This window comes from Geobacillus sp. BMUD (assembly GCF_013096845.1).
Taxonomy (GTDB): Bacteria; Bacillota; Bacilli; order Bacillales; family Anoxybacillaceae; genus Geobacillus; species Geobacillus vulcani.
This window is the reverse complement of record NZ_SDLA01000023.1, coordinates 1-23,920: the sequence shown is the minus strand read 5'-3', so window position 1 is coordinate 23,920 and position 23,920 is coordinate 1. Positions and strand designations below refer to the sequence as shown.

At 45.6% G+C, this 23,920-nt stretch carries 36 protein-coding genes; 2 read left to right on the top strand and 34 right to left on the bottom strand.

Going from position 1 to position 23,920, the window contains the following annotated elements; genetic code table 11:
- Nucleotides 1-78: 78 nt before the first annotated feature.
- The 34 genes from ETC05_RS16325 to ETC05_RS16165 form a co-directional block, all read right to left on the bottom strand.
- Nucleotides 79-294, bottom strand: a complete 216-nt coding sequence (locus tag ETC05_RS16325; protein ID WP_171661456.1) for a hypothetical protein — start codon at nucleotides 292-294, stop codon at nucleotides 79-81.
- Between the two features lie 13 nt (nucleotides 295-307).
- Nucleotides 308-562: a hypothetical protein gene (locus ETC05_RS16320; protein WP_171661455.1), complete on the bottom strand. Its 255-nt coding sequence runs from the start codon at nucleotides 560-562 to the stop codon at nucleotides 308-310.
- A 15-nt stretch (nucleotides 563-577) separates the two neighbouring features.
- Nucleotides 578-1,564 carry a hypothetical protein gene (locus tag ETC05_RS16315; RefSeq protein ID WP_171661454.1) on the bottom strand — a complete coding sequence of 329 codons (987 nt, stop codon included), beginning with the start codon at nucleotides 1,562-1,564 and terminating at the stop codon, nucleotides 578-580.
- 10 nt (nucleotides 1,565-1,574) lie between these two features.
- Nucleotides 1,575-3,131, bottom strand: coding sequence for a hypothetical protein (locus tag ETC05_RS16310; protein ID WP_171661453.1), 1,557 nt, complete (start codon nucleotides 3,129-3,131; stop codon nucleotides 1,575-1,577).
- A gap of 2 nt (nucleotides 3,132-3,133) precedes the next feature.
- Nucleotides 3,134-3,709: a phage adaptor protein gene (locus ETC05_RS16305; protein ID WP_171661452.1), complete on the bottom strand. Its 576-nt coding sequence runs from the start codon at nucleotides 3,707-3,709 to the stop codon at nucleotides 3,134-3,136.
- A 5-nt stretch (nucleotides 3,710-3,714) separates the two neighbouring features.
- On the bottom strand, nucleotides 3,715-3,966 hold the full coding sequence (locus ETC05_RS16300; protein ID WP_171661451.1) for a hypothetical protein: 252 nt from the start codon (nucleotides 3,964-3,966) through the stop codon (nucleotides 3,715-3,717).
- An 83-nt stretch (nucleotides 3,967-4,049) separates the two neighbouring features.
- Entirely contained in the window at nucleotides 4,050-5,015 is a 966-nt protein-coding gene (locus ETC05_RS16295; RefSeq protein ID WP_171661450.1) for a phage major capsid protein, read from the bottom strand.
- A gap of 13 nt (nucleotides 5,016-5,028) precedes the next feature.
- Nucleotides 5,029-6,006: a hypothetical protein gene (locus ETC05_RS16290; protein ID WP_171661449.1), complete on the bottom strand. Its 978-nt coding sequence runs from the start codon at nucleotides 6,004-6,006 to the stop codon at nucleotides 5,029-5,031.
- Nucleotides 6,007-6,084: 78 nt separating this feature from the next.
- The gene (locus ETC05_RS16285; protein ID WP_483299801.1) at nucleotides 6,085-8,013 is read right to left on the bottom strand and encodes a portal protein; all 1,929 of its coding nucleotides are present in this window, start codon (nucleotides 8,011-8,013) and stop codon (nucleotides 6,085-6,087) included.
- Between the two features lie 100 nt (nucleotides 8,014-8,113).
- Nucleotides 8,114-9,823: a phage terminase large subunit family protein gene (locus ETC05_RS16280; protein WP_171661447.1), complete on the bottom strand. Its 1,710-nt coding sequence runs from the start codon at nucleotides 9,821-9,823 to the stop codon at nucleotides 8,114-8,116.
- Nucleotides 9,816-10,280, bottom strand: a complete 465-nt coding sequence (locus ETC05_RS16275) for a transposase (RefSeq protein WP_171661446.1) — start codon at nucleotides 10,278-10,280, stop codon at nucleotides 9,816-9,818. Before ETC05_RS16275 ends, ETC05_RS16280 begins: the two co-directional genes overlap by 8 nt.
- A 692-nt stretch (nucleotides 10,281-10,972) precedes the next feature.
- Entirely contained in the window at nucleotides 10,973-11,119 is a 147-nt protein-coding gene (locus ETC05_RS17945; protein ID WP_253264039.1) for a helix-turn-helix domain-containing protein, read from the bottom strand.
- Nucleotides 11,110-11,529 (bottom strand): DUF722 domain-containing protein, encoded by a 420-nt coding sequence (locus ETC05_RS16270; RefSeq protein WP_171661445.1) that lies wholly within the window; start codon nucleotides 11,527-11,529, stop codon nucleotides 11,110-11,112. Before ETC05_RS16270 ends, ETC05_RS17945 begins: the two co-directional genes overlap by 10 nt.
- 12 nt (nucleotides 11,530-11,541) lie before the next feature.
- The gene (gene thyX / locus ETC05_RS16265) at nucleotides 11,542-12,291 is read right to left on the bottom strand and encodes an FAD-dependent thymidylate synthase (RefSeq protein ID WP_171661444.1); all 750 of its coding nucleotides are present in this window, start codon (nucleotides 12,289-12,291) and stop codon (nucleotides 11,542-11,544) included.
- A 5-nt stretch (nucleotides 12,292-12,296) separates the two neighbouring features.
- Nucleotides 12,297-12,548: a hypothetical protein gene (locus tag ETC05_RS16260; RefSeq protein ID WP_368668048.1), complete on the bottom strand. Its 252-nt coding sequence runs from the start codon at nucleotides 12,546-12,548 to the stop codon at nucleotides 12,297-12,299.
- Nucleotides 12,538-12,930 (bottom strand): hypothetical protein, encoded by a 393-nt coding sequence (locus tag ETC05_RS16255; RefSeq protein ID WP_216366533.1) that lies wholly within the window; start codon nucleotides 12,928-12,930, stop codon nucleotides 12,538-12,540. Before ETC05_RS16255 ends, ETC05_RS16260 begins: the two co-directional genes overlap by 11 nt.
- Before the next feature lie 4 nt (nucleotides 12,931-12,934).
- The gene (locus ETC05_RS16250; protein ID WP_171661442.1) at nucleotides 12,935-13,285 is read right to left on the bottom strand and encodes a hypothetical protein; all 351 of its coding nucleotides are present in this window, start codon (nucleotides 13,283-13,285) and stop codon (nucleotides 12,935-12,937) included.
- A gap of 3 nt (nucleotides 13,286-13,288) precedes the next feature.
- Nucleotides 13,289-13,588 carry a hypothetical protein gene (locus ETC05_RS16245; protein WP_171661441.1) on the bottom strand — a complete coding sequence of 100 codons (300 nt, stop codon included), beginning with the start codon at nucleotides 13,586-13,588 and terminating at the stop codon, nucleotides 13,289-13,291.
- Nucleotides 13,585-13,740 (bottom strand): hypothetical protein, encoded by a 156-nt coding sequence (locus ETC05_RS16240; protein ID WP_171661440.1) that lies wholly within the window; start codon nucleotides 13,738-13,740, stop codon nucleotides 13,585-13,587. The genes ETC05_RS16245 and ETC05_RS16240 overlap by 4 nt, the downstream gene beginning before the upstream one ends.
- 2 nt (nucleotides 13,741-13,742) lie before the next feature.
- Nucleotides 13,743-14,225, bottom strand: coding sequence for a dUTP diphosphatase (locus ETC05_RS16235; RefSeq protein ID WP_171661439.1), 483 nt, complete (start codon nucleotides 14,223-14,225; stop codon nucleotides 13,743-13,745).
- A 117-nt stretch (nucleotides 14,226-14,342) separates the two neighbouring features.
- A complete protein-coding gene (locus ETC05_RS16230; protein WP_171661438.1) occupies nucleotides 14,343-14,510 on the bottom strand; it encodes a hypothetical protein in 168 nt (55 codons plus the stop codon).
- Nucleotides 14,511-14,718: 208 nt separating this feature from the next.
- A complete protein-coding gene (locus ETC05_RS16225) occupies nucleotides 14,719-15,561 on the bottom strand; it encodes an ATP-binding protein (protein WP_171661437.1) in 843 nt (280 codons plus the stop codon).
- Entirely contained in the window at nucleotides 15,503-16,300 is a 798-nt protein-coding gene (locus ETC05_RS16220) for a DnaD domain protein (RefSeq protein WP_171661436.1), read from the bottom strand. The genes ETC05_RS16225 and ETC05_RS16220 overlap by 59 nt, the downstream gene beginning before the upstream one ends.
- Nucleotides 16,301-16,305: 5 nt before the next feature.
- The gene (locus ETC05_RS16215) at nucleotides 16,306-16,467 is read right to left on the bottom strand and encodes a hypothetical protein (RefSeq protein ID WP_171661435.1); all 162 of its coding nucleotides are present in this window, start codon (nucleotides 16,465-16,467) and stop codon (nucleotides 16,306-16,308) included.
- An 11-nt stretch (nucleotides 16,468-16,478) separates the two neighbouring features.
- A complete protein-coding gene (locus tag ETC05_RS16210) occupies nucleotides 16,479-17,309 on the bottom strand; it encodes an exodeoxyribonuclease X C-terminal domain-containing protein (protein WP_171661434.1) in 831 nt (276 codons plus the stop codon).
- Nucleotides 17,306-17,785: a siphovirus Gp157 family protein gene (locus ETC05_RS16205; protein WP_171661433.1), complete on the bottom strand. Its 480-nt coding sequence runs from the start codon at nucleotides 17,783-17,785 to the stop codon at nucleotides 17,306-17,308. Before ETC05_RS16205 ends, ETC05_RS16210 begins: the two co-directional genes overlap by 4 nt.
- A 79-nt stretch (nucleotides 17,786-17,864) precedes the next feature.
- Entirely contained in the window at nucleotides 17,865-18,062 is a 198-nt protein-coding gene (locus ETC05_RS16200; RefSeq protein WP_171661432.1) for a hypothetical protein, read from the bottom strand.
- Nucleotides 18,063-18,537: 475 nt separating this feature from the next.
- Nucleotides 18,538-18,834 (bottom strand): hypothetical protein, encoded by a 297-nt coding sequence (locus tag ETC05_RS16195; RefSeq protein WP_171661431.1) that lies wholly within the window; start codon nucleotides 18,832-18,834, stop codon nucleotides 18,538-18,540.
- Nucleotides 18,831-19,607, bottom strand: coding sequence for a hypothetical protein (locus tag ETC05_RS16190; RefSeq protein ID WP_171661430.1), 777 nt, complete (start codon nucleotides 19,605-19,607; stop codon nucleotides 18,831-18,833). The genes ETC05_RS16195 and ETC05_RS16190 overlap by 4 nt, the downstream gene beginning before the upstream one ends.
- On the bottom strand, nucleotides 19,573-20,517 hold the full coding sequence (locus ETC05_RS16185) for a DUF3102 domain-containing protein (RefSeq protein ID WP_253264038.1): 945 nt from the start codon (nucleotides 20,515-20,517) through the stop codon (nucleotides 19,573-19,575). The genes ETC05_RS16190 and ETC05_RS16185 overlap by 35 nt, the downstream gene beginning before the upstream one ends.
- Before the next feature lie 14 nt (nucleotides 20,518-20,531).
- Nucleotides 20,532-20,936 carry a hypothetical protein gene (locus ETC05_RS16180; protein WP_171661429.1) on the bottom strand — a complete coding sequence of 135 codons (405 nt, stop codon included), beginning with the start codon at nucleotides 20,934-20,936 and terminating at the stop codon, nucleotides 20,532-20,534.
- A 42-nt stretch (nucleotides 20,937-20,978) separates the two neighbouring features.
- Nucleotides 20,979-21,158, bottom strand: a complete 180-nt coding sequence (locus ETC05_RS16175) for a hypothetical protein (RefSeq protein WP_081130645.1) — start codon at nucleotides 21,156-21,158, stop codon at nucleotides 20,979-20,981.
- Nucleotides 21,133-21,354: a hypothetical protein gene (locus ETC05_RS16170; RefSeq protein ID WP_171661428.1), complete on the bottom strand. Its 222-nt coding sequence runs from the start codon at nucleotides 21,352-21,354 to the stop codon at nucleotides 21,133-21,135. Before ETC05_RS16170 ends, ETC05_RS16175 begins: the two co-directional genes overlap by 26 nt.
- Nucleotides 21,355-21,478: 124 nt before the next feature.
- A complete protein-coding gene (locus ETC05_RS16165) occupies nucleotides 21,479-21,718 on the bottom strand; it encodes a helix-turn-helix transcriptional regulator (protein WP_201028184.1) in 240 nt (79 codons plus the stop codon).
- A gap of 147 nt (nucleotides 21,719-21,865) precedes the next feature.
- Between ETC05_RS16165 and ETC05_RS16160 the strand changes: the two genes are divergently transcribed.
- Nucleotides 21,866-22,480: a LexA family protein gene (locus ETC05_RS16160; protein ID WP_171661427.1), complete on the top strand. Its 615-nt coding sequence runs from the start codon at nucleotides 21,866-21,868 to the stop codon at nucleotides 22,478-22,480.
- A gap of 59 nt (nucleotides 22,481-22,539) precedes the next feature.
- Complete coding sequence (locus tag ETC05_RS16155) at nucleotides 22,540-23,883, top strand: recombinase family protein (RefSeq protein WP_171661426.1); 1,344 nt, start codon at nucleotides 22,540-22,542, stop codon at nucleotides 23,881-23,883.
- Nucleotides 23,884-23,920: the final 37 nt, after the last annotated feature.

Here is a 23,920-nt window from a genome sequence, read left to right as displayed (position 1 = left end):
AAAAGGCGAGCAAAAGCCCGCCTAAAAACATAAAAAATACGCCTTCGTTTTGGCGTTTGTTTATGTCGCAGTATCGTCCTACTGTGCAGCAGTGTAAGCTAATGTTTCATCATACTCTTGTTGAGTGATATATCCCTTTGCTAAAGCATTATCGATTTCATCTAAAGTAAAATTCGTCGCCGCATATTGTTTCACTGGCTCATGATATTCTGCTGGAATAGTTGAAAAAGTACGATTGCCGTAACGGTAGATATTGATTGCGTATGCTTTCACTAAAAGATTATTAACTGCCATTTATATCTCCTCCTTAAACTAATAAAGTTTCCATTAACTCAAGTAATATTGCGTTTGTTGTTGCTAACTCTTGCTCCAGTTTTAATTGCTTCTTTGAATCTTCATCGACCAATTCAATCGTAACATTATTCTCGTCAGTAACTATACATTCTTCATCTGTTCTAACTATAAAAACTATATCACCATTCTCATCAAAACCTTTGTAGCCGTGCTTATCCTTTTCGATGTATTTAGCTTCATAAATATTTTCTCTATATTGTAATTTCATGATTACTTATTCACCTCACTTGGATAAATGGACAATTGAAAGTCTAGTAATCAACCAACCTTCATAGGATGGACCATTCGTTATTGTTATCACGCCGTTCGAATAGGAATAAGACGCTTGAGAACCAGACCAGTAAATTTCTCTAAAGTATTTTTTTCCGCCTACTCTCATATAAACAAATACGAGATTCCCATATACAGTTCCAGTGTCATTTCCGTAGATTGCCCCTAAAATTGATTCATCTTCTCTAACATAATCATCTAAATTTATATTTTTGCTTGCGTTTATTCCATTAAGAAGAGTAAAAGGCACAAAGTCATATTTTGCTCTGTTTTTCGTTGATATAACACCATTTGTAGCTTGTATGGTTAAATCATCGACTTTTACATGTCCTAATTCCGTACTTGTCGCAGTTTCAGCCGAATGTGCCTCAAGCTCTGCCTGTGTAGCAGGGTCAAAAGCAAGTTTTTGCGGTGTAATAGACCCATCTGGAATCTGACCTAATGCCGTTTGGTTGATTTTGTTGTTTACACTTTCTAATGCTTGTTGAACATTACTTGCTGTTAAACCACTAATAGGAGATATTCCGATTTTACTAGCTCCACCACTGCCGTTTAATTCTGTTTCGGTATAATAACGGTTATCCAATTGCCCGCCATCTAATTGTGTTTTTGTGTAATATCTCGTATCGTGGTCGCCGCTCGTTTTATGAGCATTAATATCATTGGCGTTTGTTGTAATTTGCGACTGCAAATTGTTGACCTTTGTGTCAATCTCCGTTTCCGTATAATAGCGATTGTCTAACTGTCCAGCGTCTAACTGCGCTTTCGTGTAATATCTCCCGTCATGATCGCCGCTTGATTTATGAGCAATCAACTCATCATCGTTCGTGTCAATCGTATCGTAAGCGTGTGTAATCATCGTTTCTAATTTATTCGGGTCCGCGATCATTCCAAATTCTTGGTCGTTGCTGACTAATATTCCTCGGTCTGTCTTTGCCATTCTCTCACCCCTATTCCATCAGTCTGACTTCGTATTTCAAGCTGTATATCTCCACCGGTTCATCGCGGTTATTGCTCAATTTAATTTGCGCGTATTGCCCCTTTAAAAACGTTGGCAGCCGTTTCGCGTTGTTCACCGCTTCCGTCAAGAATGGATTTTGCCATTGCGCTTCTCCCCACTCGGTCACACCCCATACAAGGGAAGCGGTTTTGACTGCTTTTTCTTGTGCGAATCGCCCTAAATAGGTGTTCACTTCTACGTCTAACGCGGATTTTTGTGGGAATTGCTTCGCTTCGATCATCAAAACATCCCAAAAATGGTCATATCCTGTGAGTTTTGGTGTCAGCAGTTTCGAATACCAATAGAAATTAATCGGCGTGCCGCTTGTTTTGTTTTTGTCGTTCCAATCGCTGTAAAGCGTGTCATCAAATACTTTCAGATGACCGTCATCCCCCGCAAAGTAAAAGTAATCCTCATCATGATAGAAGGCGTTCGCTTTCACGTTGTTAATCGGGAACCACGCTTGCAAGCGGGTGTCGTACACCAATCCTCTCCATTCGCTTCCTTTCGGATAAACGAGCCAATATCTCCCGTCATAAAAATAAGCGGTGGCTCGTTTCCATTCGTCTTTCGTTACGCCTAGTGCCTTCCAATCAATTAATCCCTCGGTCACACTTCTCGTCGAATAACGGTGGGATGTATCCATTTCAATCGTGTCAATCGTATAGACCGCATGAACACCGTTATCCGAAAGGTAAAATACTTCCTGACGGCCATCGGGATGTGTGACGGTTTGGACGGTTTTTGGATTGATACAGCCGTTTTGCGTATCTAAAAAGCCTTGGGACCAATCTGCAATATCGTGACCGAACAATACCCCGATATGGCGACGCATAAACACAAGAAGCGCCCCTGCAAAGGTGACACATGTTTGCACATAGTCGTTTTCACGTACGAAGCGCTGATAATCCGTTTGCCCGAAATAATCATAATAGCCGACTTTGCTGTGCCAAATGGTATCCGAACCATCCCATATAACCACACGTGTGTTATGAACAAGGCAGCCTTTTAGACCTTTGTTGTTGATGTTTGCTAGATCATTCGCAGGGTATCCTGATTCATTAGGCGCTGGCGTAATCTCATAGACTTTCGTGCCGTCAAATGCCTTTAATTTGCCGCCATCGGCAATGACTAACACTTCTTGCCCGTTTGCGTCTTTAAATTGCGCGTAATCAATATCCGCACTATTCAGCGGAACTTGCATCGTGACTGCCGTAAATGCCCCATTTTCGTATTTATAGAGCGTATTGCCGCTAGTCGCTAGGATAGTATTCACTCCGTTTTTCCGCAGGTTACAGAGCGTTTTAATCGGTCCTATCGGCGTGGTTGTGAGCGGGATAGTTCCCGGCCGCTTCGCTAATCCTCCGATAGATTTAGGCAAGGCGTTCAGCATATCCCGTGATTCTTTTTCATCAATCTCGGAAAAGGATTGGGCGGTGTTTAAGCCTAAAAACGATGGTATTTCCAACACGACGGTTGGGCTGCCGTTTTTATCGAATCTCCCCATCGTTATACACCCCTTGCACGACTAGCGGCAGTTTTAATGTTCACGCGCTCCTTTTGGAAAAGGGAATCAAAAAATTCCGCTTGCCCGATTTGGTTGTTGTTGAGACAGGCAAAGTAAATAGCTTTGTAGCATAGAGCAATTTCCCCCGCTGTCGGTACCTCCGGCTTTTGTGTCGCTATCTCGGAATAGGTGAGTGGTTTTGGATAGCGGCGATATAAAAGCGTGAATGTCAGCGGTTGACTGTATTCGTAAAGGTCGATCACGTATCTATCGCCCTTGCTTAATATCCAATATCCTACCGGATAGCGTTGGTTGTAGTTTCGGCGCATGGTTACCGGTGAGCCGTTTTGGTCATAGATGACACTCAATGCGTAAAAATCACTTGGAAGGGCATATTCGCGTGTGCCTGGTGCAAAGTTAATCGTAAAGGTTTCCTCCAAATTCAGATCGTCGGTCATTTCGACCAATGCGGCGTTAAAGAAATCCACCCACACCGCATCCGTCGCAATGCCGCTGTTGTTATAGCCATTCATGTTTTTGGCACGGTTAATGAGTTGCTGTACGGTTGAAACACCCATTTACATCACTCCAATTCCGCAAAAGCCTTTCCGCGGTTCTTTTCCTCTAGCGGATTGACCACTTTGCGCGGTTTCACAGGCTCGATAGGAATTTCCTCAATCACCAAGTCAGAGGATTGCTGCATGAAATGTTCCGCTAATCCATAGACCACTTCTTTGTATTTGCCTTTTGGAATGACAAACTCTTTGCTATCCCACATGCTTACAAAGTCTTTCTTTCCTTTGTTCACTAATCGAACGAGTGTGTCTGGTTTCATAAAATCCCTCCTAAACAAAAATAAAGGCACTCCACCTAGAAAGATGAAGTGCCTTGATTCCTCGAAGGTTGTTCAAGGTTTAATTATGAAACTGTCAAGTCTAAGCGACCGTTTGCGCGAGGTTCTGTTCCGACAAACTCGCCAGCAAAGAAGATTTGTCCAACCTTGCTGTCTTCGTCAGGAACTTTAACGATTTCAGATGGTTGGAACATACGCCCAGGCTTGCCGTAAAGCTGGAATGTGTTGGAGTTGATGAAATACATCGTATCAGCCGGGCAATATTCGTCATACACGACCGGAATACCCATGAATGACAATTGAGCAAAGCCCAAGTTCGCAAATTCTTGCGCGACTTTGCCAAGCGGCTGTTGAATCGTAGTTTTGCCATCGACTAACTCCGCATATTTGAGCCATGTGTTCAAGTCAGTAACAATGAAGTCCGGTTTGTTTTCCATTCCGCCACGAGCACATTTCGTGAACACTTCACGCATGTGTTTAATATCCAACACTTGGCCGTTCGCGGATCTTTTGACGTTTGCTTTCCACCAAGCGTTCGTAGCGCGGTCAATACCGCCATACACGGCAACCGCTGTTCCGTCGTCTACATACGCTTTTAAACCGGTTAAGTCTTTACCGTTGTTTCCGGTACCGTCACCGAATACTTGTTGCGCGAACAGGTCTTTGATCGACGCTTCCGCATCTTCTAAAGCAGCGGCAACAAGTTTGTGTACAGCCAATTCCCCTTTGTCAGCGGCTTCTTCATACCCGTTGAAACGAATCGTTGCATACAATTGTTTCATACGGAATTCAGCAGCCGTTCTTGTGTCGTCTGGGTTGATGTTTAGCTTATCGTACTTGCTGTAAGAACCGCGAGTGGAAGTGTGTTTGTATTTGATGTGTGGACGAATCGTGTCACCACCTTCATCCCATGTCTTTTTCTTTCTCATCAGCATGTACATCGTTGGAGATGATTTGCTGATGTTGTCGTACATTTTCTTTGGAATGAGTGGTAACCAAGACGCTAGGAATTTATCAAAGTTTAGTGACATACGTTATTCCTCCTTATTTTCTCGCCAACAACTTCGCCAAGTCCTCCCAGCTTGCGTTTAGATCAATTTCTTGCGGCGCTGGCTTTTGAGCGACTTGCTTCGGTTGCGGCGGTAGTTTTTGTTCTCGTAATTTTTGTTTGGCTTTGGCTTCCGCCTTTTTGCTTTCTTTTTGGACTTGTGCGAGTTTCTTTTCGGCTAAATCCGCTTTCGCAATCTTCTTCATTACATCCGCAGGATAGCCGTATTCCTCCGCTTGTTTGCGAAGTTCTTCTTCATACTCCGGAGTGATTAAATCCCCATATTCCCCTTTAAGTTCAAGAATAAGCGCGCTAAATTCGGAATTAAACTTCGTGCTTTGATACTCGCCTTTCAGTTGGTCGAGTTCTTGCTGCAATCGTGCGTTTTCACGCATGAGATGGTTGATATACGGGCCCGCTTCGGTGTTAATCACTTCATCCAGCGGTAAAACGCCTGTGTTTTGCCATTGTTCAATGGCTTGATTGATTTGCTGGAACAAATACGGATTTGCTTGGATAAAATCGAGCCATTGCTTCACCGGCTCGTATTGTTGTTTTTCGGCTTCAAATGCCTTGCGTTCTTCCGCTAATTTTTGAGTTTTCTTCGTGTAGTCAGATTGGCGAAGATAACCATTTTTCAGCTCTTTCAATGTAAGCGGCTGACGGCCTTCGCCCATGTCGATCAATGTGTCATCATCCAGCGCTGGCTTTTCGTCTTGTTCCTCATTTTCTTGTTGTTCCTCGTCTGTTTCTTCTTGCTGTTCTTCTTCCGCTTGTTCGGCGGTTTCTTCGCCTTCTTCGGCAGTTACCTCGGCACTTTCTTCCGCTTCGGTCTCGGAGTCCGTTTCCGGTTGCTCGTCAACGACTTCTGCGTTAGAAAGTTGCTCCGATAAAAAAGACTCCCATGAATTATCGCTTTCGGGAGCCGCTGGCGTTTCTTCTGCAAAGAATTGCAAGTCAAGTTTAAATGGCATAAATAAACCTCCTATCGAATCCCTTATCGGGTTGTTCGATGTTTTCGATGAAAATAGTTAGGGGTAGAGAGTCTCACCCTACCCCTGTCGGTTCATATTCGCTAATAACTGAACGATCTCATCATCACTCATGTTCTGTAACTCCGGCACTATCTCTTTCAATCGGTCAATTGCGCTTGCCAAGTCCGGAGCCGCTTGTTCCTGCGGTTGTTCCGGTTGGCCTTTGGATTGCTTCACTTGTGCCTGCTGCATTTTTGATTCATGTTCCATTTGTTTCATGGCTAATTGTTGTTCCATTTTCATTTGCTCCATTTGCATTTGTTGTTGCTGTTTCGCCATTTCCGCTTCCGCCTGCGCTTGTTGTTGAGCGGCAGCCGCTTCTTGCATCCGTTTGAGGATTTCCTCGTAATTCGGATAGTCAAAGGCTTCGAGTAAGGCTTGTTGGTCAATTGCTCCAGCATTGTAAAGTTCGAGCGCTTCCTCCCGTCTTGCCATGCGGCTTGTAGGAAGTGAGGAACCGGCTTCGATCTCGACAGTAAACTGTAAAATGCGATACGCTTTCTGTGCTTGTTCTTTTCCTTCTCCGTCCGGCTCGCCGTCTAACCGCGTCCATTCATTCGGATTGGCGTATAAGAAGAACTCTCGCTTGTCGTATTCCATTTCGCCTTGTTCATTCTTACCAATCGGAATCGGCTCGACTTGGAACGGTGTATCGTCACCATTAATCATGTCTTGGAAGCGGCGGTAATCACCTTTCACACGGAAAGTTGTCGTTGTGTTCAAAAATTGCATAGCGTTGATGATGATTTTCTCCGCCATGCTTTTGACAAACTTCTCGAAGTTATCTACCTTTGTTTTGATTCTCGTGTATGCCGCTTCCTGCTTTAATTGCACTTCTTTACCCGATGTCGCTTCACTTAATCCACGAAAGCTATCGTTTACCCCTGTGATAATGTCCGCAATCGAATGATAACGGTCAGGCAATGCGTCTACAAACGCCGGTAGCGGTGGTGGCAGTAAGTCAGCGACTAACGAGTTGAGCGGCGCAAAGTCCGGATTCGGCACAGGGATAAGGTTGTCATCCTCACCTTTGATCGTGCTTGGATTGATGTTGCCTAAATATGAAATGTTGTACAATCTCGGCGGATTCACCGTCTTTTTCGCATGTTTGGTGATCGTATCGAGCAAGACGTTTTTCTCCCAATTCAGCCGCTCGATGTGTTCGGCCATCGGGATACCTAACGCGCTCAAAATATCCTCTGTCGGGCTGTAAATATCAAACGGCAGCCGCTCATGCCAAAATGGGTTCGGCATATCTTCTAGGAACACATCATCAGCAAAGTAAGCGACACGCCATTTGTCCTCATCATCCCGATACCAATAGTGAATGAAGGCCACCGCATTTTTCCGCTTTTCTTGCTCGTCTAGTTCCGGTGTCAGCATTTCACCGTATCGGGTCATGGTGTCATTGCCAAACGAAAAAGCGGCAGCAATCTGCTTAAACCATTGTTTAAACCATTGCCCCGCTTTGTTTTCTCTTGTGATGAACGTATCATCTTTGTTTTTCCCGATCTCTTTTGCCTTTTCGGGATACATTTGCTTAACCTTACTCACGCGCATTGGTTCCGCGTAAATAAAAAACGAGCTATCTTCTAGCTCGGTAGCGGCTGGGTCGAGATAACACCAACGTGGATTGATTTCTACAATTGTCAGCTTCCCTGTTCCGTTATTCGCTTTCGGGTCATATCCGGTATAAACTAAAGCGGAACGGTAAATCTCCGCCATTCTCGCAATCCGCTGCGCTTTGTAATCCCAATTATTCGTGTCAAATACATAATCGAGAATGTAGGTCATTCCCTCTGCGTGTTTCACATAATCGGGATACTCCGCTTTCACGCTCGCTCGCGTGCGGTTGTTCGTTAAGATAGGCACAACCGTTTCCACGTAAGCGTACAGGTCAGAAATGCGGAAGTTTACATCTTCGTCGCCCCATCGGTTGCGGTACATCTCGTAGTATTTGTCCATTTTTTGATGGAGCGGCTCCATAAATTTCCTTGCTGTCTCTAGGTCTTGGGTAAATCGTTCGCGAACTTTCTTTTCATCCATGCTACTCACCTACCTTTATTCCCTCCATCTGCCGCTTGGCAATGAGTTGTGACACTTGGCAATACACATCCGCAAGACTGAAATGGTCAGGCCCTTCATTCACCCATATTGGGCGCACATTCCCTTGTTTGTCGAGTTTAATGTGTTTGTTGCGCTCTCTATCCTCCGGCCGCTCACCATTGCCGCCTACTTTACGTTGCGCCGTCCAATGCTTGCATAAGGATTCGCTACCATTAGACATAGAACTAAGGAGAGGATTAAGCCCATCAATATATACTTTTCGCTCACCTGTGATATAACCATCAACAACACGGTCAAAAATACGAGTTCGATGAACGTTAATAATACGAGTTTTGTAATCAACCTCATACACGTTTTTCCTTTCATCCTTGTAATCGAACACACAGCGGTACACACGCCCGATAAACGCATTTTGTAAACGAATCGCAATCTCTGGATACGGCGCATTGTCAATCGTGATAATATTGACGTTGTTCATCTTAATGTAGTTGTGAAGCTGTTCCTCGCCATGAAGAAGGATAACGTCGTCAATCCCTTCCTCCGTTCCCTTCACGCAATAGAATTTCGGATTGTCAATCGTGCCGCCTTGGTCAATGCCCATTACTCGCACTTTGCCCGGATTCCGCTTTACATATCCGTTTTCGTCGTATTGAATGTTTTTGATGATGTTGGATGGGTCAAGTGAAGCGCTATTGCTGGAATATGGTCTGCCAAGGTCGAAGTTCGCAAATACATCCGGTAGCATCAGCTTTTCATCTCGAATCAATTCAGCGGCACTAATCCACGGTGCCATCATTTGGCTAATCCAATAACCGCTAATGTCCGTTTCATCGTTCCATTTCTTCACCCATTGCTTTTTAGCGGCTCGTCGGTCTAACACCTCATTACACGCGCCGCACACATACTCTTTCCGCTCTTTACAAACGTGATGGGTGTTTCCGCGGTCAAACGATTCTTGCTCGTAGGTGATATACGACCAATGACCGCATTTTGGGCATTTGTAGAAGAAATGTTTTTGGTCACTCATTTCCCATGTCGCATCGACACCAAACAGCGGGAAAGACGGGTTCGAGAACTCCCATTCACGTTTGTAACTTGACGCTTTAATACGCGACTTGTATTGGTTCAGTACCGATTGGTTGGAGCGGTCAAATTCGTCTTTAATCAGAATATCCGCTGTTTGCATGATCGCTGCCGATTGGCCATAAGTACCTTTCATAAACCAAAAGCCGACGTTTTTGCCATCGAGCGTCCGGAATGACTTCGTGTGAAGCGAATCATCTATCATACTTGCTTTGATCGACGGATTATTCGCGATAATCAGGTTAGTTTTCGCTTTGGCAAATTCATTCGCGTCTGAATCCGTCGGTAGCGTGTAAATGATGTTGTGGCCGTATTTGATGTTGTGGAACATGCTTTTGAATATCGAAATGGTACTGAATCCGATCTGCGAACACTTAATCACCGCTAGTATCGGTGCTTCATCACACAGCGGGTCAATTAAAAAAGAACGGTCCTCAAATTCCATTGGGATGCCGTTCTCGTTGACGAATTTGTTTTTGACAATCCATTCGTAGGCGTTGCTAACGTCAAGTGTATCGCTTTTCTGCTGCTGTTTCTTAAGCATCATCTGAATGAGTTTACGCTCCAGCTTTCCGCCTGTACGGTAAGCGCGTAACAACTCATTCATCGTTGTTCATCTCCTTAAGTAGCTCGTCGATCTCCTCCTGGCTTAAGTTGAGTCTCGATAATAATTCAACAATTCGCTTCAATTGGTCATTCTCTGGCTTATCTCGCCATTCATGCGGTTTGCGGTTCTTTAGCCAAAAGATTTGTGCGGTAGTGTCCGGCTTTACTTGTTTCCGTACTCTCTTGACTTCTTTTCCATTCTCGTATGTGATTTCATCGTATTCATAACCTAACGCTCGTTTCAGCAAGGCGTTTTCCACTTGACGGTCAACTACTTCTTTCCCTCTTTTTAGGGCCTCGGAAATCTTGGGATGCTTTTTCTTCCAGTCATAAAGTGTAGAAGGATTAATACCCATATTTTGGGAAATTTGCTCATCTGTTAAGCCATCCCTCGCCCATCCTTCAATCAGCATCAAACCTTCCTCAGTTAACCACTCATCGTACTTTGGTTTCGCCATTACATTCGCACCTACCTCCATCCTTCATATCGTACACACCGAGGAAACAGGCATACAACGATTTGTTTTTGCTGCCATTTAGCCCATACGCACGTTTTGCACTTATGCTTCTCATATGCTTCTTTCGCTTTTTCTTCTTCCTCATCGTATCGTTCCATGCCTGTCACCTCGATTATTATTTAGAACATGATTTCATTAGAACACCTCTTTTGGGCATAATAGAACGCCACCCCATCTTGCTTAACCAACCCACGTATGAACGCAGGCCGGCGACCGGGCTATTTAACGGCGTGAAAGGCCGCCCCGATCCGACAAGACAGGGTGACGTTATTGTATCCTGCGGGCAAGGATTTGCACCTTGCAAGTGTTCAGACCCTAGCACCAGCTCTATGTCGGAATCGAACTGACTCACAGCCTGACTCTCAGATTTTAGCGTCTACTGTTCCGCCACCGCAGGAGTAACTCCCTGCCTTGCTTACCCCATCGGAACTAATAGACGTATGGGTGGCTCGGATATTTCCGACCCGACAAGGCAGAGAACAAATACCCCTGCCCGCCGCGGGGGATGGGCTCTTGGCAGGCGGGGCGCTCCCATGCGTACTGTGGAGAGGATATGTTTTTTGTCAATATCATATTATCATAAAAACATAGCCCAAAAGTTGCAAAAAAGTTGCAACCTCCGGGCGTTTTTCTCACTGTTCCATCGTCTTCCCGGTCACGCGCTCCATCCCTGCACGCGTAACCAACCATGTACCAGCGCTTTTTCGCGCTTCATCCTCGCGAAATTTTCCACGTCGAACGAACGAGGCGCTGATAAATATATGCCCTGTTATCTCCATCCCAACAACTCGGCAATCGCGGCGACGATCTCATTCCGCCAACGGAAGCATGTCACACGGTCTACGTGCAGCATTTCTGCGATCCCGTTCCATGTGTACTTTGTCGGCTTTTCCCAATATTTCAGGTGTATCAGTTTCCTCTTTTCTTCCGGCAACGCTTCATACACCGTTTTGATCGCCTGCGTCACCCGTTCAAGCGTCTCAAGCCTTCTATGCGTCGTCAGCTCGATCGCTCGTTTTTCTGTCGGGCTGGACGGGAGATTGCTTCTCCCGCCGCCGATATTTTCGTCCTGCGTCATCTTGACGCCGTATAGGATGTCTTTTTGCAGGCGTTGTATCTCCTTGAGGTACTCGTGGTAGTAATACAGGTTGTGCTCGACATATCGAACGATGTCTTTGTGTAGTTTCATCTGTTCCCCTCCCTATGCCTGTTCGAAAAACGGGTCTGTCCACGGCTCTACTGCCACCACCGTTTCACACAACCGTTCGGTCAATTCCGCAATCTCCCACTGTGCTCCCCGTCCTTTCCGGCGCTTGCTGTAGAAATCGAGCAGGGCTCGTAGGTTTGCGGTCAACACAAGGTTGCAAGTGGCGGACTGCGGCAAAACGAACCGTGCGTCCTCCGGCGGCACACCTAAAAACCGCAACTCATCGTATAGGTTCTGTATCTCGATCATCGCAAGCTCGTATTCCCTGCGCGCATGATCGTTCTGCTCAACAGACGGCGGAACAACATATCTGAACCCTCCGCTTTTGTCATCGCTCCCGAAGCGGCAATAGCGCTGACTCTGCACGCTGAACGAGAACCCAACCCGGTGACGCGTCAACTGCGCCAATAATGCGCGCGATACACCTTCGATTGCAAACGTAAATGTGAGGTGTTCAAGCGTCGATAAATGCTTGCTCGATACAATATGGCGGATTAACCGATCTGCTTCTGTTCCGCCTTGACCGTCTGTTGCGTCACGATAGAAATATTTGTTCGCCTCTTTTAAAATGATTTCCGAAGGCTTGTTATGACTGTAACACGTTCGGATCGCCGTCAATGCGACGGCTTGTCCATCCGTAATCTTGTCTTCAGTCAAGTCAAAGAACACTTCATAACTCCGCTTTGACAGTTCATATAAAAAATCTTCGCTTAATTGTGTGTGGGCGATGAGCTTCACTTCCATCCTGTTCACTCCTTTGTCTTCTCTAACGCCACAAGATGCGCGTACTTGAATTTCAGCGTCTCGCAATAGACGATTGCATCAACCATCTCTTGCTGGAGGTGTGTCAGCCAACCGACGAAGTCATAGTCGGCTGGATTGACCGTCGTGCCGTACTTCTCGATGCCCTTCCTCGTCTGTTCTGTCAACAGGTTTTGCACATTCCGCAAGATTTGATTTTTATTCAATTCTCCCATCCAATACTCCGCTTTAGACTCCACCTTTTGCCACCTCTTTCATGTGTTCATACTTTTTCTTCAAGATCTGTATCGTCTCTTGTGTTGCTACATATGCCGCTTTCCACCGCAACGCTTCCGCTTCATACTCTGCTTCCTTCCTCCGCCACTCTGCTGCTGCCATTTCCGCTTTCATTTCACGATCCTTGACCGTTCCCTCCGGGTCGAGGGAATAGATAGTCGCAATCGTTTCCCGACGCTTCGCCTCGGCCAGCTTCCAGTCCTTTGTCGCTTCTGCCCACAAGCCGCCAATCAGTTCCAAGATGCGCCCTTGGATCTCCATCTTTTTGATGAGCTCGGCCGGAAGCTCGTCATTCAGCCTGCTCGCCTGCTTGTATAGAGCGGCCAGTTTCTCGGTTTTGGTCATCCGGTCACACTCCTTTTTGTCTCGCAATCTCAAAAACTCGGTTGCGATCATCGAGCGATCGCCATACCCAATGTCGTTTCTTTTGTTCATACCTCTCAAACCAATGCGGCTCGAAATCCTTCCGTTGTGTATATCCAGCCCGCACTCGCCCATCCTTGTATAACTCCGCATGCACCCACATATACTCATCGCCACGCCGGATGATCGCGGCATAGTCTTCACTCCAGCCCCAATCGAATGTCTTGGTGTATCCGATCGCTTCCCAGCCTGGAAAAGCGCTCTGTATCCTGTTCAATATGACGCTATCAGCTATCTGCTCATCCTCAACAAAATCGAAAATCGTCAGCTGGTTCATATATCACTCCTTCTTTCCAATCAGTTCAATGAATTTTTCCAGCTTCATAGATATAATCCATTCCTGCCTATCCGCCCGAAACGCCACCACGTCGGGGCTGGATTGATTCAGCCAATCGTATAGCTGTTTCATGCCACTTTTTCTTCGCTTCACTTCCGCCCGCCATCCATTTGGCAATATCACATCGTTGCTATGCTCTCCGCCGACACTACCGCTTAACGGTACCCGTTTACTGCCGGGGATAAGGGACACAATCTCCCGTTCCCCGGCATAGCCTTTTCGTTTCGATTTCCGCCCGCTCATAGTTTCCCGTCCCTCACGTCATCCAGTACGCTTTTCAGTACCTTTTGCGCAATCACACATTTTTCCCGGTCTGTTTCATTTTTTGCCGTCTCGATCATCCGGCTGTATGTGATGATGCGCCGGGTGAGGTACTCGATCAGTTGTTCCTTCATTCTCAGTACCCCCTTTCTTGACGCGCGTAGTTCTCGGCATGTTTTTTCATATATGCCGCTTCAAGCTCGTGCTGTGTGAAACCGAGCATTTCTATCAGTCCAGCGAATGCATCTAGTGATGCTTCCCACATCGTTTTCACATGCGCCGATCTTGCATACTCGTACAACGTCATAAACTGTCTGTGTAACAGAATGGCTTTTTTAGGGATAATAATTATGTCATCCTCATTTGCGCCAATGTCGTTACCAATAGACAGAAGGAAATGCAGCACGTCTGCGGCTTCTTCCAAGATTGTTTCTCGCGACGACGGGCCCTTGTTGCTCCAAAATTTGAAACAGCGTGTCTCGTTTGCCAATTCGCTGATTTCAACGAGCAAGGCAAGAATTTTCTTTCCCAACCTGTCCTCGCCTTCTTGCCGCAGGTGTTCCTGCTCAATTCGCGCATCCAGTTCGCGTTGCATCTCGAATAGTTTTTGTAGATTCATCCCCATCACCTCAATTAAACCGGTTTATCTCCCTCGTACGCCGCCGTTTTATGTATGCTGATACTTTCCTATCCCCCATGATGTCCGGCGGCTGTACGGGGCAAAATACGCGGTTTCCTAGCGTTCTAGTTTTCGAGTGGCCAGCAACCAACGCAGCGTATAATAGTCCAAGTCATATACTGACCGCCCTTCGTATTCACGGATTCCACGATCGAGCAGCTGACGAATCATCATTTGGCGTTTCAATTCCCTCGTGATTTGAACTTTTTCATAGAGGATGCCCAACGCGATCACCTTCCTCCCAAGCAATATCCTGTGTGATCCCCAATCGCTCACAAGCTTCCGCCAGTCGTTTGCGCCACTCTCGCAGCTTGTCCTCCTCGTCCCTTCGCGCCCTCGCTGCGTCCTCGCAGTCACACGAGGCCACCAGCCATGCCCCGTTCATCACTCTTGTGTATAGCCGCCCCGTTCCGTCGCATTTCACACACATGTTTCATGCTCCTTTCAGCCGGAAATCTTCACCTTCAACTTCCAAGAGGTATGAACCGCATTGTCCGAGCAATCGGCTTGCCGCAGCATATCCGATCTTTTCACTCAATGTCCCTCGATCCTCATTGCTGTTGAACACGATTGGCTTTTGTTTTCTGTAGCGTTCGTTAATGATCTGATAGTACAGAGCTTCTTTCGCTTCCGACCATTTCGCCTTGCCGATGTCATCCCACACCAGCACATCCGCGTTGATTGCTCCGTATAGCAGTTGGTTCAACGTCTCGCCTTCATCGTTCATCATCTTGGCTTGAATCAGCTCGTCCATGAATGTGACATCGGAAACCACCAACACATTGAATCCGTCTTTGATCAGCCGTTTGGCTAGCGCAATTTGCAAATGCGTCTTCCCTACCCCAAAATTGTTGTGCATTTGTTTCATTTCAGCCCGTTTGCCAGCCGGAAGCTCTCGTAATCGCTGCTCCCCAACAACTGCGATCAAGCCAAGGTTTTTGTCAGACAAAATTTTCTTGGTAGTGCCGTCCTCTTGCTTAATCACAGAAAACTCGCCTAAATAATCTATAGTCATTTGGTACATGGACTGCTGATATTCATTCACTCGCTTAAAATTTTCAAAGTTTGCATGAACAAACTCGTCTGGAATTAGCGCCTGCTTGAACCGACGTTTCCATGCTTTCCGTTCCCGACACTCGCACGGTTTTGCGAATTCATAGCCTTGCTCGTCTCGATAGAAAATGAATTCCGTGTCTTTGCATTGGGGGCACTCGTAGTCACCCCTTCCATCCCCAAGCTCGTCGTGCTGCTTCGGCTTCTCGGAGGATTTGTTCATATGACTTGCCTTCTTTTGCAGATCGGCTAACACCTCGGCGATGTTTGTGAACCTCACGATTGTTCACTCCTTCTCGCTTTCTATGAAACTCCCGTTCGTAGGCTTCGATATCTTCGATCGTGCGTAAGTTGTTCTGCACCCAGCCTTGCAGGATCCCCTCGGCATAGTTCCATTTTTTCTGTTGTTTAAGGGCTCGCTTCATTGCTTCGATAACGATCTCATCGCTGGTATCCTCTACCCATTTTGTGATGCACTCAGCGATAAAAGGACTCATAGGACCGAAGTTTTGTTCGTAGAAATGGTGAGAATTTACTACTACTACATCTAAGTTTTCTTTATTACTTAGTAAGTCATTATTTAGTTCTTTATTATTTAGTAGTGACGGGTTTTCCGTTAACGGACTTTCCGTTGACGGATTTTCCGTTAACGGATTTTCAGTCAACGGTAAAGCTGGATGTTCAAGAACGATGTATCGATTGTTAGAGAATTTCCCTTTTTCTCTTGTCTGCTCTTTAATGATGTACCCAAACTCCTGCAGCTCCTTGATAATGTTCTTTGTGGCATCGCGACCATTTCTGCTTCTGTTTTTCAGATCGTTGATGTTAAAAACCCAATCATTTGGCAACGAGAGCATGTAAGCCAACAGCCCTTTTGCTTGCCAGGAGAGACGTTTATCATTTAAAAAACCTTTATCGAGAACCACATAATTGTCTTTCTTTTCAACACGGAAAATACTCATTGTTGTCACTCCTTTTTAACGCAAATCACATATCGCCCCTCAACCCTCACCGGCTTTAAGCCGGGATGGCTGCTTTTGATGTAGCCTTTGATATACTCGATGTAGAGCTTCTTGTTGCCGGCAGCCATCCATTTGTAGCAATGTGGGATTGCAATGCGGTATTCCATAATGATTCACCTTACATACCGAAAGGCAAGTCATCGTCACTAATCTCAATTACTTCACCGTCGAATGGGTCGATATTATCTGGCTGTGGTTCTGGTTGTGCTGTTTGTTGCTCTGGTTGCTGCTGTTGTACTTGTTTTTGTTGCGCTTGTTGTTTTACAGCTTCGAACATCAATTCAATACCCTTCTTGATGACTGGATCCGTGCGGTCTTGTTTAAGCAGCCATTCGAGATAGTCCGGCTGTGTCTTATAAATTTCCTTCAATGTCTTGCCCTTGTATTTACCGAACGTCAATTTGATTTGTGCCGCGTCCTGTGCTGTCATTGTTTCGACTTGTTCTGTCTGTACGAATTCCTGCATATCCTCGATATCTTGTGTGAAGATTTCAGAAAGGCTGGCAAGCGTCAATGTTGCGTCAATTTGAGCGCGCTTTTTGGCCATTTTTAGGCAAGTATTTGCCAGTGTGTACGGATCTTGATTGATATATTTCTTTTCTTTTGTGTTGCAATGCCCAACACCTTCGGTGATTTTCATGCCGTTTTTGTAGACGATACAGCGAACTGTAAAGGCAAAGAACCCTTTTTCATAATCCTGCACACGTTCAATGACCTCGTACTCACTAGTGACTCCAAGCAACATTTGAATTTTTTCTGCGCCAGGCTTTAATAGCGTTGGCTTTTGAGTGCCAGGAATCACACCGTAGTCATGGTTTGCTCTCAACGTATTTTGAACAACAACTTGGAACTGATTGATTTTCGCAAGCGTAGATTGAACAGCGTTTATATCAACGCTCTCGATGATCGAAAGGGAATTGGTTTGTTGTTTTGTGGCTAGCTCACTCATCTTATCCGAACTCCTTTCGTTTGTTTAAGAACTACTCCCGGCACCTCTTCACCATTTTTCAACCGTTCGAGAATGGATTTTTTATCGATCTTGGCCGGTTGTGGAATCAAGAAGTCCGATGGAATAGCTGTTTCATCTACAACCTCGACACTTGGAGGATTGTTCTGGATTGAAACGGTGATCGTCGGACGCTTCACCTTCTGTAATCCAGCGATTTCGAGCTGTTCTTGAAGATACGTTTTGAGCTTGTCCACTTTTGTTTCAATCGCGCGACGACGTTCCGCAAGCCGCTGTTCCTCTTCTTTGATGATCTTTGCATCAGCTTCGAGGTTTTTAATGAATTTGGCGATATTTTCCGCCTTGTCCTCAATGGCATCTTGCAATGATTCCAACGTATCCACCAATGTGTCAGAATCGAATTCCTCCGCCATTTCCAACAGCTTGGCGTAATTTTCGGTCAGTTCGTAGAGCTTCAAGTTCCCTTCCCCTTTCGAACGTGGTATACTAGGAATAAATCGAGTTTGTTGTTTTGCCCTGCGGCCCAGCGGGGCATTTTCATTTCCATACGGTTTTCCTCTCGCCGTTTTCTAGGCAAAACGCCATCGCGCAGTATCGGTCATAATGAATCATCAACCCGTCCGGGAACTCGATGATGCTCTCTCCCTCGACGATCTCCCCGTAGCACCCCGCGCATTCACCGATTGTGCGCGGTTCTTCAAACTTGACGTTGACGGTCATTCCGTTTTCGACCACCCAAAAGCACCCCCTTTCTCCGCATGTAGGCTATTTTCCCTTTGACCGAGCAGTAAGGTCTCCCCAGCAACTCAGCCAACTTCATCGTCCCAAGGTGTGCATATTCTCGCAGGAAATTCTCTTCTTCTTCCGTCCACTTCCGCTGGATGAATTCTTTCCCGTCTCGTTCTGATATGATCGGAGCTGTCGGGATTTGTGCCGGCTCTAACCTTTCAGCCAGGCTCCTCATCATCTTGTATACCTGGCACGATTGGCAAGCCGGATGGACTTCCTCGCGTCGATAGGGACACCCGACACACCGATCGAGACATTTCCCGATCTCAACGATGATGGCGCGTTTCTCAATTTTTGTCACGGCCTCACCCCCTTTCTAATGCCGGTCAATTGACGCAGGAGGACAGGACAACGTTTGCCAATAAGAAAACTCCCGCGCCCACTGACAGGCGTTAAAGCCTGCCAACATGTTCCGGTTGTCTTACTTGATGCCTCGTGCTACAATAGAGACATCAATACCATTCCGTTGCATTTCCTCGATGAGCCGGACGAGCTTGTCATGCTCTTGCTTCCGCTCGATGATCTTGTCCAAGTCGCGTTTGCAACGGAGGAACTCTTTCGCCCAGCGTTCCGCTTCCGCGAGGTCATTCGAGTACATCGCCGTACGAGCGCGGAAGGTGGCGTAGTCACAACAATCGAGCAATTGAGTTGCTAGTTTCATATCGCCGGGCAGGACATGCAGGGTGTCCTGCCGGGTTTGATAGTTTGGTTGGTTCATTGGGACATCACCTCCCCTTCGATCATGGTGAGTTTGATGTGCGCTGGTATTTCTGCCAGCGATTTTTCTATGTCACGCTTGTATTTAGCGTAGAAATAGATGTCTTGATGGTTCTCGTATTTCTGAATGGTCTTTTCGTAATCGCGCCGGAACGATGCCTCGATCTCCGCTTTCAATTGGTTCAAATAATAGAAATCTATATTCTGTTGCTTGGCTGCGGCAGAAAAACCGGAAATCATCTTGTCTAGTTCCTCCCGTTTCCTCAAATTAAACTCGATGGTCGCTCTTGCGAAGTCACTATTCAAGGCGTTATGCTTGTACAAATCTTCAATCAATTTCAGTCCCATGACAGACGAAGCGCACTGGAACCAAACCGGATTTAAGAAAGAAATTTTGTACAAACCGGCTATTTTCCGATCATGGACAAAGTCTTTGTCTGTTAGTTTGTCAGCCGCGTATTTTACAAATGCCGCAAAAAACATCGAGCGCCATACCCCGTTTTCAAAGTGATCGCGATGGTCATGTTTGTACCAAGTAATCACACCCGGACGCACTCCGCCATTTTTCTTTTTGTAGTCATCCAACCAACGGATTAAGCTGTCTTTGGATGCTAAACCAGCCGGCGCGGAATCCATTAAGTCTCTGTAGCGAAGTCGTGAACATTGGCGCGCCAAATGAACCTCGAACGCAATACTAATTTCCCGTTCTTTTTCCCTTTCCAGTTGGTAGGTGATGTACTCACTCGGATTCAATAACGACGGTATATTCCGCATCGAATGTCCCTCCGTTCGAATAGGTTTTGATGCTAATCATTGCAGCCAGCTCTCGAATGGTATCTTCCAACAACTTAATGCAGGCCTGAATCGTTCTGCTTACCTCAACATCGCCCTCGATGCCTTTTCTGTTTTCGATGTCTAGGCGGATCTTGTTCATCCATTTCCCTATGTCGCGTGATAGGTAGGCCACATTCTCATAAATCATGCGCCTGTTCTTTAGTTTTAGTTGGGCTTGTGTTAATGCAAGAAGCTCGTCGGTTTTTTCGTTTAACTCCCGTCGCAATTCGCGCAATTTGCTTTCATACTCCGCGCTTTTTGCCGCCTTCTTTTCTAGTTCTTCCCGTTCTGCTTTGAGCTTCTCAATGTCCTTTTCAAGCTGTTCGATCTTGCTGTAATCCGTTCGGTCTACCACCTTTTCCACGACTTTCTCGATGACTTGCGGCGGTTTGTTGCGTTCTTGTTCGAGTTGGCGGGCGAGGCATCGTTTTTCTTCTTCTGCTTGTTTTAAGGCTCTTTTCACTTCTCGAAGTTCACGAATGGTCATTTCATCGACTGTTTTTATTTCACCGGTGGACGGTATGACGTGCGGTTTTTCAATGAACTCCTGACGGTCAATGTTGGGTGGAAGCGATATAATATCGAATATCTTGTTCATCGGTAAACGGTACGCATGCGTACCATTCCCTAATTGTTCAAACGCCTGGATCATTCGATTAGCTGTTTGTCGACTGATACCACATTGTTCTTCGCACCACTTCGCCCACTGCCCGTGCGTCAAATCGTTTTCTCTCACATGCTTTAATCGCCGACCGATCTCGAAAATAGCTTGTCCAGCCATGTTTTTATAGCTGTTGATTTCGGCTGTAATGACAGTCAAATCATTGGATAAGGCTAGTTCGTTGCTCAATAAAACCCCTCCATTCACCGAAGGAAAAGATGTTTCATCGCTTCTTCTAAAAGCGACTTTCCCGTTTTCTTGCGGTACAACTCCGACGTGGCCTTCATGAACGCTATCCCAACTCTGTTAACAAACGGGTTCTCATAACACCCCATCATAAGCAGGTTCAGAAAATCCCCCTTGCCGAAGCGCTCGCCTAAATCTTCCTCAATCATTTTCAAAGTGCTTTTATAATCCCACGTCCCGTCATCGGCGTATCGCTTAATCGGCGGAAATAGACGGAAGAAGTCTTCCACAGGCGTCCACAACAATTGCTCTTCGATCAAACTGATTGCCGCTATAATCTCTTCCGGTTCGTATTTGGCGCCAGCCTTTAGATTTCGTCCTAGCACCAACAGATTTCTGTATCCATTCTTTTGTCTGTTCACTATTTCACCCCTCGTCCACTTTCTCACCAAAAAGGAATGCCCTCACAGGGCAGCCGGATCATATTCCCGGTCGATGCGCTCATGCAGTTCCCGTTTGAACCGCATGAGTTCGTCATGCATGCTCCGATCGCGGTTCTTCATCACCTCCGCCACCACTCGCGTGTAGAACGCAATCGCGGCTTCCAACGTATCGAAATCATACGCGCTGGGGAGTTTTTGCACGGTTGGTCACCTCCTTTTTGGTCAGGATTGTATACAGGCGGCCGTTTCTCATCTCGATTCTCCGCGTATACTCGCCTGCACTTGTATTTGCCTCCGGCCGATCTTTGAGCACCCATGCGTCTTTCAGCAACTCCGATAGACCGACCGGCACCGGAACGTCGTAATCGCCAAGTTTCATCTTGGTGACAACGATCATTACGATTCCCCCTTCACGAAATGTATTTTTGTTGACACTCCACACGGCCAAAGCCGTGGGATTCTTGGGTCGTTCGCGTCCTCATCCATTTCTGGTTCGGACAACGCCCAAATTCAGGGAACAGTCAAGCTGTTTCACTTCTCTTACTACACTTCAAGTGTAGTTCTGGGTTAAAAAAAATTATATTATCAATTGGAATGTCAACAATTTCAGCGAATAAAAACGCTTTATCAATTCGAAAAGCACGCTTGTATTGCTCATAATCAACATAAGTACGCTTTGTCATGCCAAGCATTTTAGCGATCTGATCTTGCGTTAAACCGCGATGTTTTCTTGCTTGTTCTAACGTGAATTTAATATCCAATCCTCCCACCTCCTTCTGATTCAATCCTACTACACTTCAAGTATAGTTGTCAACAAAAAATTTCACTTTTGGTATATTTTTTTTTACAAATCTTGAATATAACTATACTTATAATTTATATTATTGTTTGAAAGGAGGTGAAGAAAATTGCACATAGGGAAGAGAATAAAAAAATTGAGAAAAGAAAAAAAGATGACTCAAGAAGATTTAGCTAAAATACTTGGTGTTAAGCCAACGGCAGTATCAGCTTGGGAGTCGGGAAGAAATAAACCTCTTATGGACAAGGTCGGGTTAATGGCCCAATATTTCGACGTCCCTATCTCATATTTCTTCGAGGAGGACAAGCTGGAAGAAAAGACAATTCCTATTAAGAGGTTTGCGAAACTCCCTATCGTCGGGGCGATTAGTTGTGGGAATGGTGTCATTGCCTACGAAGATATTCAAGGATATGAAGAAGTACCAGGCAGCTGGTTGAATGGTGGAGAATATTTCTTGCTTGAAGCCAAAGGCGACTCCATGATCGGGGCTCGAATCATGGACGGCGATTTACTCCTTATTCGTCGCCAAAATGATGTGGAAAATGGAGAAATCGCCGCTGTGCTGATTGATGACGAAATTGTTTTGAAAAGGGTATATAAAACCGACGGTACCATCATTCTACAAAGTGAGAATCCATCTTACAAGCCTATCGTCGTCAGACCGGAAGATATGAAAAATATCAGAATTATAGGCAAGCTCAAGAAAGTGATACTAAATTTCTAGCGCTAGAAATTTAGACGGGCGGGCGACGGCTCGCCCTTTTGGTTAAGGAGGGAACAACATTGAAAGCCGCAATCTACGCAAGAGTATCTACTCATGAACAGGTGGAGAACTATAGTATCGAGGTGCAACTTGAACGTGCACGCTCCTATTGTGAATCGAGAGGGTGGACGGTTTACGATGAATACGTTGACGCCGGGTATAGTGGTGCAACTCTCGAAAGACCGGATTTGCAACGTATGCTTGACGATTTAGATAAAATCGATGTTGTGCTCGTTTACAAATTGGACAGGCTTTCCCGATCACAACGCGACACATTAACACTTATCGAGGACTACTTTCTAAAAAACAACGTTGAATTCGTGTCGATCACAGAAACGATTGATACTTCCACCCCTTTTGGTAAGGCGATGGTCGGTATCTTATCTGTTTTCGCTCAGCTCGAACGCGAAACAATTATTGAACGCTTGAGATTCGGACATATAAAACGAGCGCAAGAAGGTTATCGAGGAATGGGTGGAAATTATGATCCAGCCGGTTATAAACGTGAAAATGGTGAGCTGATCATAAAAGAGGATGAGGCCGAACACATCCGGTTGGTATTTGACTTATACGAGCAATATCATTCGATCACAAAAGTACAGAAACGACTCAAAGAAATGGGCCAACCGGTATGGCGCTTCCGCAGATATCGCGATATTCTCAGCAATCCTCTTTATTGTGGTTACATCACGTTTGCTGGCGAAATATACAAAGGCAGGCATGACCCGATTATCTCAAAAGAACAATTCGACCGTGTTCAAGTGCTGCTATCTCGGCACAAAGGGCGCAATGCAGGAAAAGCCAAACAAAGTTTGTTGTCTGGCTTGCTTGTCTGTGGTAAATGTGGAGAAATGTATGTAAGTTATATATCTAACGATAAGGGAAAGAAATATTACTATTACACTTGTAGGGCTAGAAGGTTTCCTTCTGAGTATGATGAAAAATGCATGAATAAGATCTGGAACCGTCAAAAACTAGAGAAGTTGATTATCGATGAGCTAAATAATCTTGTTGTAGATAAACGTTTAGAAGCTAAAGAAGCTCCAAAGGTTGATTACACGAAGCAAATCAAAAAAGTGGATGAGAAAATAGAAAGGCTGCTCACTCTATATATAGACGGCAACATTGACAAAGCTTTGTTGGACAAGCAGATAGATAAGCTTAACAGCGAGAAGGAAGCTTTGATACAACAAAAGATTTTGCAGGATAAACAGGCAAAATCAACAATTACTGCCGAACAATTAAAACAATATATCATCGATTTGAATACTACGGACTTTTCAACTCGGCAGGCAATTGTGCAGAAGTTGATTCGAAGAATCTATATTCATGGCGAGGATATTGAAATAGAGTGGAATTTTTAACGATTAACTTATGTATTCGTTTCCTGCCCCGCATACC